Source organism: Sphingomonas sp. CFBP9019, from assembly GCF_034045155.1.
In the GTDB taxonomy this organism is placed as follows: domain Bacteria; phylum Pseudomonadota; class Alphaproteobacteria; order Sphingomonadales; family Sphingomonadaceae; genus Sphingomonas; species Sphingomonas aerolata.
In genome coordinates this window covers 558,032-572,993 of record NZ_JAXCWK010000002.1, presented here as the reverse complement: position 1 = coordinate 572,993, position 14,962 = coordinate 558,032, and the positions used below count along the sequence as shown (strand labels likewise).

The 14,962-nt window shown below is 66.2% G+C and carries 11 protein-coding genes; 5 read left to right on the top strand and 6 right to left on the bottom strand.

Going from position 1 to position 14,962, the window contains the following annotated elements; genetic code table 11:
• Positions 1-23: 23 nt before the first annotated feature.
• From SOM18_RS06655 to SOM18_RS06645, 3 genes are all read right to left on the bottom strand, one after another.
• Positions 24-1,103, bottom strand: a complete 1,080-nt coding sequence (locus SOM18_RS06655; protein ID WP_320481469.1) for a phosphotransferase family protein — start codon at positions 1,101-1,103, stop codon at positions 24-26.
• A complete protein-coding gene (locus tag SOM18_RS06650; protein WP_037527369.1) occupies positions 1,100-2,182 on the bottom strand; it encodes a Zn-dependent alcohol dehydrogenase in 1,083 nt (360 codons plus the stop codon). The genes SOM18_RS06655 and SOM18_RS06650 overlap by 4 nt, the downstream gene beginning before the upstream one ends.
• 123 nt (positions 2,183-2,305) lie before the next feature.
• Positions 2,306-3,589 carry an acyl-CoA dehydrogenase family protein gene (locus tag SOM18_RS06645; RefSeq protein WP_031394444.1) on the bottom strand — a complete coding sequence of 428 codons (1,284 nt, stop codon included), beginning with the start codon at positions 3,587-3,589 and terminating at the stop codon, positions 2,306-2,308.
• A gap of 156 nt (positions 3,590-3,745) precedes the next feature.
• On the opposite strand from SOM18_RS06645, the gene SOM18_RS06640 reads away from it, so the two are divergent.
• Positions 3,746-4,975 carry a TetR/AcrR family transcriptional regulator gene (locus SOM18_RS06640; protein ID WP_031440974.1) on the top strand — a complete coding sequence of 410 codons (1,230 nt, stop codon included), beginning with the start codon at positions 3,746-3,748 and terminating at the stop codon, positions 4,973-4,975.
• Between the two features lie 64 nt (positions 4,976-5,039).
• Here the strand turns inward: SOM18_RS06640 and SOM18_RS06635 are convergent, their stop codons facing one another.
• The 3 genes from SOM18_RS06635 to SOM18_RS06625 form a co-directional block, all read right to left on the bottom strand.
• Positions 5,040-6,362 carry a spinster family MFS transporter gene (locus SOM18_RS06635; RefSeq protein WP_243845553.1) on the bottom strand — a complete coding sequence of 441 codons (1,323 nt, stop codon included), beginning with the start codon at positions 6,360-6,362 and terminating at the stop codon, positions 5,040-5,042.
• Positions 6,363-6,441: 79 nt separating this feature from the next.
• On the bottom strand, positions 6,442-9,621 hold the full coding sequence (locus SOM18_RS06630) for a TonB-dependent receptor domain-containing protein (RefSeq protein WP_052380934.1): 3,180 nt from the start codon (positions 9,619-9,621) through the stop codon (positions 6,442-6,444).
• A gap of 682 nt (positions 9,622-10,303) precedes the next feature.
• Complete coding sequence (locus SOM18_RS06625) at positions 10,304-10,918, bottom strand: glutathione S-transferase family protein (RefSeq protein ID WP_031440977.1); 615 nt, start codon at positions 10,916-10,918, stop codon at positions 10,304-10,306.
• Between the two features lie 76 nt (positions 10,919-10,994).
• On the opposite strand from SOM18_RS06625, the gene SOM18_RS06620 reads away from it, so the two are divergent.
• The 4 genes from SOM18_RS06620 to SOM18_RS06605 all read left to right on the top strand — a co-directional run bounded on the left by SOM18_RS06620 (position 10,995) and on the right by SOM18_RS06605 (position 14,936).
• Complete coding sequence (locus tag SOM18_RS06620) at positions 10,995-12,560, top strand: class I adenylate-forming enzyme family protein (RefSeq protein ID WP_031440978.1); 1,566 nt, start codon at positions 10,995-10,997, stop codon at positions 12,558-12,560.
• Positions 12,557-13,333, top strand: coding sequence for a thioesterase family protein (locus SOM18_RS06615; RefSeq protein WP_031440979.1), 777 nt, complete (start codon positions 12,557-12,559; stop codon positions 13,331-13,333). Before SOM18_RS06620 ends, SOM18_RS06615 begins: the two co-directional genes overlap by 4 nt.
• Before the next feature lie 148 nt (positions 13,334-13,481).
• Positions 13,482-14,132 carry a hypothetical protein gene (locus SOM18_RS06610; RefSeq protein ID WP_320481468.1) on the top strand — a complete coding sequence of 217 codons (651 nt, stop codon included), beginning with the start codon at positions 13,482-13,484 and terminating at the stop codon, positions 14,130-14,132.
• 84 nt (positions 14,133-14,216) lie between these two features.
• A complete protein-coding gene (locus SOM18_RS06605) occupies positions 14,217-14,936 on the top strand; it encodes a response regulator (RefSeq protein WP_031395033.1) in 720 nt (239 codons plus the stop codon).
• Positions 14,937-14,962: the final 26 nt, after the last annotated feature.

Below are 14,962 nucleotides of genomic sequence, written 5' to 3'. Positions count from 1 at the left end.
CCCTTCCGCAACCGGAACGTGCGTCACGCGCCCGCCTTCACCGCAAACCCCCACGCCGCATCCGCCAGCGCGTGCACCTTGGCGACCGTCGCCTCGGCCTGCGCGCTCGACGCGGTGCCGTCGATGATTCGCTTCTTGATCCCCTGGACGATCCCGGTGAGCCGGAAGAGGTTATAGGCGAAATACCAGTTGAGATCGGGGACGCCGTCCCGCCCGGTCGCAGCGCAATAGCGCGCGACGACCTGCTCGATCGTGGGAATCCCGGTCTCCGGACCGGTCAGGCCGAGCACCCCAGACCGGCCTTCGGGCTCGGTCACCCAGCTCATCAGCATGTAGGAAAAGTCGGCGAGCGGATCGCCGAGCGTCGACAATTCCCAGTCGAGCACCGCGATCACCTTCGCCCCCGCGCCGTCCGTAGAGTGAGCGAAGATCATGTTGTCGATACGATAGTCGCCGTGGACGATCGACGTCCGCGTCTGGTCGGGCAAGGTGCGCGGCAACCAGTCGATCAGCCGTTCGACCGATTCCATCCGCTCGGTCTCCGCCGCGCGATATTGCTTGGTCCAGCGCCCCACCTGCCGCTCGAAATAATTGCCGGGCTTGCCATAGGATGCGAGCCCCGCCGCCGCGTAATCGGTGTTGTGGAGCGCGGCCAGCGCGTCGATCATCGCGTCATAATGCGCGCGGCGCTCGGCGGGCGTCGCACCCGGCATCGCGCCGTCCCAGATCGTCCGACCCTCGACCATCTCCATGACATAGAATGGCGCGCCGATGACGTCGGGATCCTCGCACAGCCCGTACGGCCGGGGCACCGGGAAACCCGTCGGATGAAGCCCGGCGATCACCGCATATTCGCGCTCGACCGCATGTGCGGAGGGCAGGATCGGCCCGAACGGCTTGCGTCGCAGGACATAGGCGCGCGCCGGCGTGTCGAGCCGATAGGTCGGGTTCGACTGGCCGCCGGCGAACTTGGCATAGGTGAGCGGCCCGGCAAAGCCTTCGACAGCCTCCGTCATCCATGCCGTCAACCGGTCGAGATCGAGCCGGTCCCGCTCGCCGACCGGGATCGTACCGACCATCGTACTAACTGCATCGCCGCTCATGCGAAGGTGATCACGCTGCGCGTCGTGTCGCCGCGGCGCAATTCGTCGAACGCATCGTTGATCCGTTCGAGCGGCATCCGGTCCGCGATGATCGTGTCGAGATCGAGCAGCCCGCGCATGTAGAAGTCGACGAGCCGCGGGATGTCGACCGGGAACCGGTTCGACCCCATGAACCCACCCTGGAGCCGCTTGCCCGACAACAGGTCCATCGCCGACAGCCCGACTTTCTCGCCCAGCGGCATCATCCCCAGGATCGTCGCTGTCCCACCGCGCCGCAGCACCTTGACCGCGGTCGCCGCCGACTGCGTCCGGCCGACCGCCTCGATCGCATGGTGGACGCCGCCCCTGGTCAGCGCGACGACCTCGTCCGCGGCGGTCTCGGACAGCGCGTCGAAGCTGTGCGTGGCCCCCAGCTTCTCCGCCATCGCGCGCTTCTCCGGCACCGGATCGAGCGCGATGATCTTTCCCGCACCCGCGATCTTCGCAGCGTTCACCGCCGCTAGCCCGATCCCGCCGCACCCGACCACGCACACCGTCTCGCCCGGCGTCACGTCGGTCGTGTTGAACACCGCGCCCGCCCCGGTCGTGATCGCGCAGCCGAGCAGCGCCGCACGGTCCATCGGCATGTCGCGGTCGATCGCGACACAGGCATGTTCGTGCACCAGCATCATCTCGGCATAGGCGCTCAGGTTCAGCATCTGCGCGATCGGTCGGTCACCCAGCATCAGCCGCGGCGGCGCGCCCTTCGGACGCCGCACCGAGCTGTCGACGCAGAGCGCCATGCGGCCGGTCACGCAGAATTCGCAGTGGCCGCAAAACGCCGACAGGCAGGTGACGACATGGTCGCCGACCTTGACCATGGCGACCTCGTCACCGACCGCCTCAACCACGCCGCACGCCTCGTGCCCCGGAATGGTCGGCATCGCATGCGGATAGGCGCCGTCGACGAAGTGCAGGTCGGAGCGACACACCCCGACCGCGACGGTACGGATCAACACCTCGCGCGGACCCGGCTTCGAGACGGTGACGTCCTCGATGCTGAGCGGCGTATTCGCTTCGAAAAGGACTGCGGCTTTCATGGGTGGTCTGGCTCCAGATTTGGCGGGCGCGCAATCAAAAATGCCGTTCGTCCTGAGCGAAGTCGAAGGACTGGCTCGTTCGGGGCATGTCCTTCGACTGCGCTCAGGACGAACGGGACAGGGTCAGCGGCTCACGCCGACATCCCCGCTCGACACGCCGCCTTTGCGAAAATCACCGTATTTGCCGAACTCGTTGCGTGCGATCGACCGGTTGTGGACCTCGTCGGGACCATCGGCGAAGCGCAGCGTCCGCATTGCCGCCCAGTCGTGCGCAAGCCGGAAATCGTCCGACACGCCGCCGCCGCCATGCGCCTGGATTGCATCGTCGAGGATCCTCAGCGCCATGTTCGGCGCGGCGACCTTGATCATCGAGATCTCGATCTGCGCGGATTTGTTGCCGGCCTTGTCCATCATGTCCGCGGCCTTCAGGCACAGCAGCCGCGTCATCTCGATATCGATCCGCGCGGTCGCGATCCGCTCCTCCCAGACCGAGAAGTCGGCGATCCGCTTGCCGAACGCGACACGGCTCAGCAGCCGCTTCGCCATCGCCTCGATCGCGGTCTCCGCGACGCCGATCGTCCGCATGCAATGGTGGATGCGGCCCGGCCCGAGCCGCCCCTGCGCGATCTCGAACCCGCGCCCTTCGCCCAGCAGCACGTTCTCGACCGGCACGCGGACATTCTCGAGCACGACCTCGCCATGCCCGTGCGGCGCGTGGTCATAGCCATAGACGGACAGCATCCGCTTGATCGTCACGCCGGGCGTGTCCATCGGCACCAGGATCTGGCTCTGCTGCTGATGCCGCGATCCCTCGAAGCTCGTCTTGCCCATGACGATCGCGATCTTGCAGCGCGGATCGCCGACCCCCGACGACCACCATTTCGTCCCGTTGATCACATAATGATCGCCGTCGCGGACCATCGACGTCTCGATATTGGTCGCATCCGACGACGCCACCGCAGGCTCGGTCATCAAAAAGGCGGACCGGACCTCACCGCGCATCAGCGGGCCGAGCCACGCCTCCTTCTGCTCGCGCGTGCCATAGCGGTGGAATACCTCCATATTGCCTGTATCGGGCGCCGAGCAGTTGAAACATTCGCTCGCCCAGCTGACCTTGCCCATCTCCTCGGCGCATAACGCATATTCAAGATTGGTCAGCTGCGTCCCCTCGAACACGAAGCTGTCATCGACGTGAGTCTGCCCGGAATGGGGGGGCATGAAGAAATTCCACAGCCCAGCGGCCTTGGCCTTTTCCTTCATCTCCTCGATCACCGGAATCACCTTCCAGCGCTCGCCATGGTGGGCCTGCGCGTCGTAATCGGCCTGACGCGGGCGGATATTCTGATCGATGAAGTCGCGCACGCGATCTCGGAAATAGGTCTCTCGGTCGCTGAAGCTGAAATCCATGCGGGCTCTCCATCGGTCCACGGTCTGGCGGTCGATTAGACCATACCGCGTATTCGGTAAAGCATCCCGGAGCGCGCCGAAAGCCGGTTTTCCGCTCGGCCACGAAAGCGCCTAAAAAGCACTGTAACTTCAAATCGAAGCTGTTAGAGTATTTTGATGAAGGTTCCGGCAGAGGCGATCGAAGACGGCGAACAGGGCACGAAGCGCTTCCGTGCCAAGCGTGACGCCATCCTCGCCGCAGCCGCAGAGGCGATCAACGAGCAAAGCGCCAAGGGCATGACCTTCGCGGACGTCGCGCGGCGGGTCGGGCTCAACACGACGAGCGTTACCTATTACTTCAAGCGCAAGGAAGACCTTGCCGCCGCCGCGTTCGAGAACACGCTCGATTATCTGCTGCGGATGCTCGACGAGGCGATGGTCGAGCCAACCCCGCAGGCGCGCGTCGCCCGCTATCTTGCGCTCAACATGGCGCGGCTCGGCCGGATCCACCGCGGCGAGGAAAAGGCGTTCGCGGTCCTGTCTGATCTGCGCGCCACCGAAGATCCGATCCGCAGCCGGCTGATGAACGGCTGGCGCGAGGTTTTCCGCCGCACCCGCCTCCTCTGGGGCCCGTCGACCGGCCGCGCGCAGACCGACATTCAGAGCGCGCGCGCCCACGTCCTGCTCGAGAATACCTTCTGGTTGCCGATCTGGCTGACGCGATACGAGCCCGACCAATATGCCCGTGTCGAGGCGCGACTGATGGACGTGTTCGCGCACGGCATCGCAGGACCCGGTGCGCGCTGGGCACCGACGCTGCTCGACCTCAGCCATGACGATGCCGAGCCGGGGCGCGAGGCTTTCCTGCTGGCGGCGACGCGGCTGATCAACGAACTCGGCTATCGCGGCGCATCGGTGCAGAAGATCGCGTCCGAACTGAACGTCACCAAGGGCAGCTTCTATCACCATCTCGATGCCAAGGACGATCTGGTCATCGCCTGCTATCGCCGCAGCTTCGACACGATCGCCGATGCGCAGGGACGCGGTGAGGCCGAGGGCGGCAGCTATTGGCACAAGCTGTCGAGCACCGTCGCGACTTTGCTCGACGTCCAGTTCGCCGAACGCGGTCCGCTGCTCCGCACGACGGCGCTCAGCGGCCTGCCGCCGAGCGTCCGCGACGCGATGGTCGAGCGGTCGAACGGGATCGCGCGGCGCTATGCGGGGATGATGATGGACGGGATCGGCGAGGGCTCGATCCGCGCGGTCGATGCGCTGATCGCCGCGCAGGCGCTGATGGCGGTCCAGAATGCCGCCTTCGACATGCGCAAATGGGCGTCGACCATGCCGCGCGAGCGGGCTGTGGCGATGTATGCCTCGACGCTGATGTACGGCCTGTTCGACGATTGATCGGCAGAGGATCGGCGGGGACCGGCACAGGCTGACTGCCGCGCCGCTCCCCGCCCCCGACGTCTCAGGCCGCCGCGAGCGCGGCCTGATCCTCGGCGCGCTTGAGCAGCACGCCCGCACGCCAATAATGATAGAGCGCCCAGGGCGTCATCATCACGATGATGACCAGCGCATAGCGTAGTGACTCCTCGCCAAAGGTCGGCTTCAAGAGGTCGCTCAGCCACCCGACCATCGTCGGACCAAGGCCGAGGCCGACGAGGTTGATGACCAGCAACGTGATCGCCGCCCACATCGCACGGGTCTTCAGCGGCGCGAGATGCTGGATCAGTGCGAAACTCGGCCCCAGGTAGGAATTGGCGAAGATCAGGTAGACGAAATAGCTGCCGATCGCGATTGCCGGCACGTCGATCAGGTAGAAGGCCAGCGCGAAGGGCAGCGACAGCCCCTTCATGACGAGCACGACCCAGCTCTGCACGTGAAGGCCGTGGCGCTTGGCGAGCACATCGGCGATCTTGCCGCCGGCGAGCGCCGAGATTGCCCCGAACAGGGCACCCGGCAGCGCGATATAGCGCGATACGTCGAGCATCGAGATACCCAGCGATCGCTGCATGAAGCTCGGCCCCCACCCCGTCAGCGCGTACCCGATCATCGAGGTCAGGGTCACGCCGACGACGAGATGCCGCGCGGGCGCGCTCGCCCACATCGAGGCAAAGCCCTGCGCGACGCTCGGCATCGGCGCCGGCGCGGCGACCGGGCCGGCGTCGGACAGGCCGCGACGCGGCTCGACCATGAACAGCCGGACGAGCACCGCCAGCGCGATACCGGGCAGTCCGACGGTCATCATCGCCACCCGCCAGCCATAGCTGTGCGCAACGACGCCGCCGATCAGCGTCCCGAAGCCCGCCCCCAGCACCACGCCGAGCGAATAGACCGCCATCGCACCCGCGCGTTTTTCGGGTGGATAGAGATCGGCAATGATCGAATGGCTGGGCGGGCTGGATCCGGCCTCACCGATCCCGACGCCGATGCGGAACAGCATGAGTTGCGTGAAGTTTTGCGCCAGACCGCACATCGCGGTCATCGCGCTCCAGATCGTCAGGCTCACCGCGATGATGTTGCGACGGCTCGTCCGGTCCGCCAGTCGCGCCACCGGGATGCCGAGCGTGGCGTAGAAGATCGCGAACACCAGTCCCGAGAGCAGCCCGAGCTGCGTGTCGGTCAGCACCAGGTCCGCCTTGATGCGTTCGAGCAGGATCGCGAGGATCTGCCGATCCATATAACTGAAGAAATAGGTGAGCGTGAGCAGGGTGAGCGTCAGGCCGCGGCGCTTCATGGCCAGGGAATCGGCGATGTCGGAATGCGTCTTCAACGCTGTCGCCATGGTCATCCTCTCGTATCGTTGCTGGCCTTGCGACCCTGTTGGGACCGTACCCAATCATGGAAAGCAAGGCCAGCGCCGAGAGCAATCAGAATTTTTGCGACAAACCGAGTTTTGCGGTGAACCCGAGCGGCGAGGCGGTGAACGGATCGTAATTCTGATCCAGCCGTGCGAAGGGCGGTGCGCGGTCGAAGATGTTAAGCGCGGACAGCGACACCGTCGATCCGGTCGGCAACGCGATCCTCAGCGTGGCGTCCATCGTCTTGAACGCGCCGATCTCCTTGCCGCCCGTCACCGATCCACCCGCCAGCGCACCGAAGTTCGGCCCGAAGATTGCCGCGCCGCGCTGATCGGTATAGCCATCGATATAGTTGAACTGCACGCGCAGGCTGGCGACGTCGTAGTCACCCTGCACATACCAGTTGCCCTTGATTTCGGGCACCGGATAGGCGGTCGTCTGGTAGTTGAGCAGCCCGACACCGTCGAATGCGGGCTGCACGACGATCCCCTCCACCGTCACGTCCTTGGTCTTGTAGTCGATGACATAGGTGCCGGTCGCGCCCACCGTGACGGTCGCCAGCCCGAGCTCGCCGCGGAAGCTTGCCTGGACGTCGAGACCGGAGGTCGTGACATTGGCGCTGTTGACATAGACGGTGCGCAACCGCTGGACATTGCCGACGCCGCAGCCCGCACCGGTGAAGGTGAAGCGCTGCTGGAGCGCGGCAAAAGCGGCATTGCCGCAATTCGCCGCGCCGCTCGCACCGAACAATGCGTTGACGATGCCCTGTGTCGGCTCCTGCTCGATCGGGCCCTTCAGGTCGTAGCGGAAATAATCGACGCTCGCATTGAACCCGCCCGCGTCGAGGATCACGCCGCCGCTATAGGTCGTCGCCTTTTCAGGCTCGAGATCCGGATTGCCGTTGATGTCGACCGCGCGGAACGAGGTGCCGATGATCTGCAGCGCGGTCAGATTGCCTTCGAGCTGCTGCGCGGGCGGTCCGCGGAACGTCGTCCCGGCCCCGCCGCGCAGCGCCAGCCACGGCGCCACCTGGATTCGCAAGCGCCCTTGCGGATTGAAGGTCGACCCGACATTGCCACCATAATCCTCGTACCGCGCGGACAGCTGCGCATTGATCGCCTCGAGGATCGGCAATTGCAGCTCGGCGAACAGCGCCTTCACGTCGCCCACCGAGGACGCGTTCCGGTTGGTGCCGAGGAAGCCCAGCGCACCCGTCTGCGGCGTACAGGTCGCGCGCGGATTGAGCGGTGTCCCCGGGCAGGGATTGACCGCCAGATTGCTGTCGGCATTATAGTTCACGGCATAATAATTGCGCCGATACTGGCCGCCGATCGCAAAGCCGACATCGCCGCCGGGCAGTCGCAGCCCGGTCCGCCCACCGAGCACGAGGTCGCCGACGAACAATTGCGTGTTGTAGACGGTCCGCGTCGTCCGGAAGAAATTGTCGACCGTCGCAATGTCGTTGACCAACCCCGCACCGGGCACGGTGCTGAGCCCGTTGGTGCCGCGCGACCCGGCATAATTGGGGTTCACCTGACCCGTGACCGGATTGGCCGCCACCGCGGTCGAGAACGGGTTGAAGAAGGTGCAGCCATTCATTCCGGCAAGCGAAGCGACCTGCGCGGCGGTCAGCCCGGCGCGCGACGCGGTGGTCGCATAGGCGCAATTGGGGCCACCAAAACCCGCGATCGCGTTCTGCAGCAGGTCACCGAACGTGTCGGTCCCCTCATTCTCGCGGACATATTGCGAATAGGTCCCGCTCGCGGTCAGGTTGATCCGATCGGTGACCTCCCATGACAGGTCCGCGGTAAAGCGCATTTCCTCGGACTGGCGCTTGGAAAATGCCGATCCACGGTCATTGTCCCCGCCCCGCATGACCGGATTGCCACCGAGCAGTGCCGGACGGAAGAGCACGGGGAAGGCGAGCGCGGGTGCGAGCGGCGTGCCGTTTGCGGTCAGGCAGCCCGCCGCCGTACCATAGACCTGGCAATAGTCGCGTAGTGCCGGCGCATAGGTCGGCACCTGGAAGAAGCCCGCGCCGCCGCCCGCCGCATTCGCCGATGGCGGCAGCGTCGGCAGATAGGTCGGCGACGTCGTGATCCGCGTCGATGTCGCTCCATAGAGCGCGGTCGCGGTGAATTGCAGCGAGCTGGTGAGGTCGATCGCGACCTCGGCATAGGCCTGATACCGGTCCTCCGGCTCGACGAGATTGCCGAACTGGCCGTAATTGTTGAAGCATCGATCGGTCGGCACCGCGATCGTCCCGACCGCGGTCGGCGTCGGTGTCGTCGAGCCCGCGACGCTTCGGAATCCGCCAAGCGATTCACACCCCAGATCGCGAACGAAATTCACCCCGTTCGACACGCCGTTCGCGCCATAACCGGTGAACAGACGCCCGCTGACCGGGTCGAGGAAAGGAACGGTCGCGTTGAAATCGAGGTTGCCGGGGTTGCCGCCGCCGGTCCAGCCGCCCTGGGGATTGTTGGCATAGGGCTGGATGGTGAAGTCCCGATCGGTCGTACGGAGCTCCGACCGATGCTGATAGCCGAACGACGCCAGCATCCGCACGCCGTTGCCGCTGTGACCATAGCTCATGGCCGTGCCGTAATCGCCCTTCGACCCGTCGATATAACGGTAGTCGCTCGAGACCAGGAAGCCTTGCTGATCGGTACGCGTGATGAAATTGACCACGCCCGCGATCGCGTCCGAACCATAGGTGGCGGCGGCGCCGTCCTTGAGCACCTCGACACGGCCGATCGCGGCCGAGGGGATCAGGTTGATGTCGACGATGGGAATACCGCCGCCGACCGGCACCAGCCGCTTGCCGTTGAGCAGCACCAGCGTACGTTGCGGCCCCAGCCCGCGCAGATTGACCGACGCGACGCCTTCATTGCCCTGACTGCGGCTGTCGAACTGGTTCGCATCCCCGGTCACGCCGTTCGAGGTCGGCAGGTTCTTGAGCAGTTCGACCGCTGTCGGCGCGCCCTGCTTCGCGAGTTCGTCACCCGAAATCACGTCGACGGGTGCGGCGGCATCCTCGGACGACCCGCGGATCAGCGAGCCGGTGACGATGATGTCGGCATTCTCTGACTGGGCGGCGGCAGACTGCGCGGGGTTCGCTGTAACCTGCCCTGCTCCCGTCGTTCCCAATGGTTGTGGATCACCCCCGATCTGCGCTGCCGCCGGAACGGCAAGGGCCCATGCAATGACGAAAAACGCGGACGCGACGAAATAGCGCTGCTTGGCCACATCACTCTCCCCTGTTCGGCCGAAGCACTTTGGCCCGTACCGCATCATCGAATAGATTCTTCTACGCCTTACGCGTCAAGCGGGAAAATCGTAGCATATTGCTACTAATCCCTGCCAATACTGTCATGTAGACGGCTTTCGCCAGTTCCGGATCGGCCAGAACCATTTTTCGATCTTGCGATAATGTGGCCCCGGGGAGAGGGCCTTTGCCGCAGCGGTCCGACCCTAAGGATACCAGCCGCCGCCGGCCTTCAAGCGCCGAAGTCAGGTGACGCCAGAAATGACGCAAAACGGAACAGCACATGCGGCGTCAGGCCGGGTCGCACAATGCTCGCTGATGCTGGGGTTTCAGGAAGGACGGCGGAAGGTACGGCCTTGCCGTCCTTCCGCCTTATCCCCTCTCCAAACTCGTCAAGGCGGCGACCTGATGGACTGCCTGCCTGTCGATACCGAGCACTGCGAGAGTGCTTCAAGGCTCAACCACCCTAGGTCCGTCTCTTTCCGAAACTGAACATCAGGTATGGGCAGCTATTGGCATGATTCGCCGGGGGATGCAAAGGGAAGTTCGGGCGCCGTCGCGGATGCCGGACTAAAGTCGGGGATCGCTGCCGGACCGCCCTGCGCCCGCATCCGGCCGGTCCGGAGCACGAGGCCGGGGCCAGGACCCGGGACGCCAGCGGCGCTAGGCCTGTGCGCTTGGACGGGCCGACGCACGGTCGTGCCAGGCCCTGAGATGCCCCAGCTCGTCCGGGATGGGAATGCCGACGAACGCAGCGAAATCGATCGTCGTCAGCAGGACGATGTCGGCAATGGTATAGCGCACCCCGTCGAGCCATTCGATGCCCGCCACCGCAGCGTCGAACTCGGCCATGCCCGACCGGACACGCGGCCGCTGGGTTTCGCCGAATTCGGTATATTGCGGCTTCACGATCCGCGCCGTCCAGGGATGCGTATGCTGCCACACCAGCGACAGCGGCGTCATCAGCCGCAATTCGACCCGCCGCGTCCACATGTCCACCTCGGCGATATTGTGCGCGCCGTGCCCGAACAGCGGGGGCTCCGGATGCAGCGCCTCGAAATATCGACAGATCGCGACGCTCTCGGTCAGCACGCGACCATCGTCGAACGCCAGCGCGGGCGTCTGGCCATAGGGGTTCACCGCGAGGAACGGCGCCGCCTTGTGCTCCGCCTTGGGTATCGACACCTGCACCATCGGGATGCGCACCTGCTTTTCGGCGAGGAAGATCCGGACGCGGCGCGGGTTGGGCGCCGGCGAGGCACTGTCGTAGAACAACATGGCGGATCCTTTTGCGAGTCGACTTTTCGAATATCGCGTATGGCATTCGACGCGCACTTCGCCTAGCCACGCGGATATGACGATCGCCTCCGATTTGCTCGCTACCGACTTCGCGACCCTGCCGGATCTGATCCGCGCACACGCTCGGGAACGCGGGTCATCGACCGCCATCGCGGATTCGCAGGGCAGTATCGACTATGCAACGCTCGACCGGACGATGGACCGCGTCGCGGCGGCGCTGCAACGCGACGGCATCGCCGCGGGACAGGCAATCGCGATCGTCGCCGCGCCGTCGACCAGCTATCTTTCTGTTTTCCTTGGCGCGGTACGGGCCCGCTGTGTCGCGACGCCAATCGCGCCGTCGGCGACTCCAGCGGCGATCGCGGCAATGATCGCGGACAGCGGCGCGCCGATCGTCGTTCTCGACGAGGCCATGGCGCAGGCTCTGGCGGGCGAACGCATCACCGCGCGCATCCTGCTCCTGTCGGACGCCGACCTGCCGCCCGAGGGGTCCGGCGACGCCAAGCTGTTGGAGCGCTGGCTCGCGCCCGATGGTGCACACCCCACGCCCGTGGCGATCGCGCCTGGCGATGCGTTCAACATCATCTACTCGTCGGGCACGACCGGCACGCCCAAGGGGATCGTCCAGAGCCATGCGATGCGCTGGGCGCATATCGCGCGCAACAGCGCCGCGGGGTTCGACACTGCGGTCACAATGATCGCGACGCCGCTCTATTCGAACACCACGCTCGTCAGCATCCTGCCGACGCTCGGCTGGGGCGGCAGCGTCGTGCTGATGGGCAAGTTCGACGCGCGCGGCTATCTGACGCTCGCCGAGCGATACCGCGCAACGCACACGATGCTCGTTCCGGTCCAGTATCAGCGGATCATGGCGCTCCCCGATTTCGACGCATTCGACCTCTCGGCCTTCCGTTTCAAGACGAGTACCAGCGCGCCCTTCTCCGCCGCGCTGAAGGCCGACGTGGTCGCGCGCTGGCCGGGGCTGCTCGTCGAGTTCTACGGCATGACCGAAGGCGGAGCGAGCTGCGCGCTCAACGCGACCGCGCATCCGACCAAGTTGCATAGCGTGGGTCAGCCGATGCCGGGGCACGAGATCCGCCTGATCGACGATGACGGTGTCGAGGTACCGCCGGGTGAAATGGGCGAGGTCGTCGGCCGCTCGCCCGCGATGATGAATGGCTATCACGGCCGTAGCGACGCGACGCGCGACGCCGAGTGGCATGATGCCGAGGGCAACCGCTATATCCGCCACGGCGATGTCGGTCGGTTCGACGAAGACGGCTTTCTTATCTTGATGGACCGCAAGAAGGACCTGATCATCTCGGGCGGGTTCAACATCTACCCCTCCGACCTCGAGGCGGTGCTTGGGCAGCATCCCGACGTCGCCGATTGCGCGGTCATCGGCATGCCGTCCGAGGCGTGGGGCGAGACGCCGGTCGCTGTCATCGTCCCTCGCTCCCCAGCGGCGAACCCGGCGGAAATCCTGGCGTGGACCAACGCGCAGCTCGGCAAGACCCAGCGCCTGTCGGGCATCCATCCGGTGAGCGAACTCCCCCGCAGCGCGATCGGCAAGGTGCTCAAACGCGAGCTGCGCGATTCCCTGACGGGGACGGCGGCATGACCAGTCTGCGACAGGCGATCGAGGCGCTGCAGCCGATCGAGGGCGGCTGGCGCGGGACCGTGCCGGACAATTGGCTGCAGGGCCGCACCGCCTATGGCGGGTTCTCGGCCGCGCTCGCGCTGCATGCGGCGCAAATGTCGGACACCGATCTGCCACCGCTCCGCTCGGCGCAGGTCGCGTTCATCGGCCCGCTCTCGGGCGACATAACGATCCGCGCAACTCGATTGCGACGCGGCCGCAATGCCGCGTTCGTCCAGGCGGACGTCGAGAGCGCGGCGGGGCTCGGGCTGCGCGCGACCTTCGTCTTCATGGGGCCGATCGCCTCGCGCGTCGACCACCACACCGGCACCGCGCCCGCCTTCGCGGTACCCGACGCCGACACCGCGACCTATCGCGGACACAGCGCGGTCGCCTTCTCGCGCAATTTCGATCTGCTCGACCGCCGCGACGACAGCGTCGGCCCCGCCGAATGGCTGCGCTGGGTCCGGCTGGCGGAGCGCGACGGGCTCGATCCGATGGTCGAACTGATCGCGGTCGCGGACTGCCTTCCACCCTCCGCGCTCAAGCTGCTCGGCGGGCCGGCACCGCTCAGCTCGATGACCTGGCTGCTCAACATCCTCGGCCCGCAACCAGTGACACGCGATGGCTGGTGGCTGCTGCGCGCGACGACCGACTATGTCCGCGACGGCAGTTCGAGCCAGTCGATGGCGATCTGGAACGCGGAAGGCCTGCCGATCGCCGAACAGATGCAGAGCGTCGCGATCTTCGCCTGACCGCCACGTCAGGTCGGCCGCGCGCGGATGTGACGTGCACGATACAGATTGCGACAGTTTATCCGTCACCTGACAAAGCGTCGCGACAGCCGACCGTCATAACCGGGACATTCGATGGGGATCAGCCCCGTCCGACCGGAGATACGCGATGCGCAAGACCCTGCTCACGCTGGCGCTGACAGCCAGCAGCTTTGCCGCCACGGCATGCGGCGCACAGTCCGCCCCCGCCGACCGCGCCGATGCCGCCGCCACCAGCGCCGCCAATCGCGCCGCGCTGCAGACAACCATCGCCGGCCAGACGCAGGCGGCGCCCGAAGCTGCGCCCCGCGGTCCCGGCCCGCGTCACGCAGGCCGGATGCGCGGCGGGCCGATGATGCAGGCCGACACCGATCGCGACGGCGTCCTCACCCGCGCCGAAGTCGTCGCGCAGGCAGAGGCCCAGTTCGCCCGATTGGACGCCGACGGCGACGGCATCGTGACCGCCGCCGAACGCCACGCGGCGCGCGAAGCGATGCGCGACCGTCGCGAGGCCCGGATGGCGGCACGCGGCAAGACGCTCCCGCCCGAGCGCGCAGGCATGGCGGACGGCAGGAAGGGCCAGATGATGCGCGGCAGGCGCGGCGGCGATGACGGCGTGCTCACACGCGCCGAATTCATCGACCGTGCCGGGCAGCGTTTCGACCGGATGGACGCCAATCATGACGGACGGCTCGACGCGGGCGAGCGGCCCGATCGCCGTGCGATGCGCCATGGTCGCGGGCACCGGATGGACCGGCCGGGCGGCGACACCGATCAGTAATCCGCCCCCCTGCCCCTGCGTGCCGGACGGTCTGCGATCGTCCGGCGCTTCCTTTGGACACGCACCATGCTAGACGTCGCCCCCATGGGAGACATGCCGCATCTGTTGCTCGTCGATGACGAGCGTTCGATCCGCGAGCCGCTGGCCGCCTATCTGACCAAGCAGGGATTTCGCGTCACGCAGGCCGGCGACGCGGAAGCCGCGCGGACGCGGCTGACCGCCTATGCGATCGACCTCGTCATCCTCGACATCATGATGCCGGGCGAGGACGGGCTGAGCCTGTGCCGCCACATCGCCGCGACCAGCGACGTGCCGGTCATCCTGCTGACCGCGCGCGCCGAGGAAACCGACCGGATCGTCGGGCTGGAAATGGGCGCCGACGATTATGTCGTGAAGCCTTTCTCGCCGCGCGAACTCGCGACGCGGGTGAAGGTCGTCCTGCGCCGCGCCACCGCGGGCGGCGCACGTCAGCATGCGCCCGAGGCCAATTCCTACGCCTTTGCCGGCTGGGTTCTGAAATCGGGCGAACGCGCGCTGGTCGACCGCGAAGGCGTGTCGGTGCCGTTGTCGACCGGCGAGTACAACCTGCTGCTCGCGCTCGTCACGCGACCGCGCCAGGTCCTGACCCGCGACCAGCTGCTCGATCTGACCCAGGGGCGCGAGGCCGCCGCGTTCGATCGCGCGATCGACAACCAGGTCAGCCGGCTGCGTCGCAAGATCGAGGCGGATGCCAAGACGCCCGAACTGATCAAGACGGTCTGGGGCGGCGGCTATACGCTGGCGGCAGAGGTCATCCGCCTGTGATCGCGCACCCGTGACGGCGTCCCGGC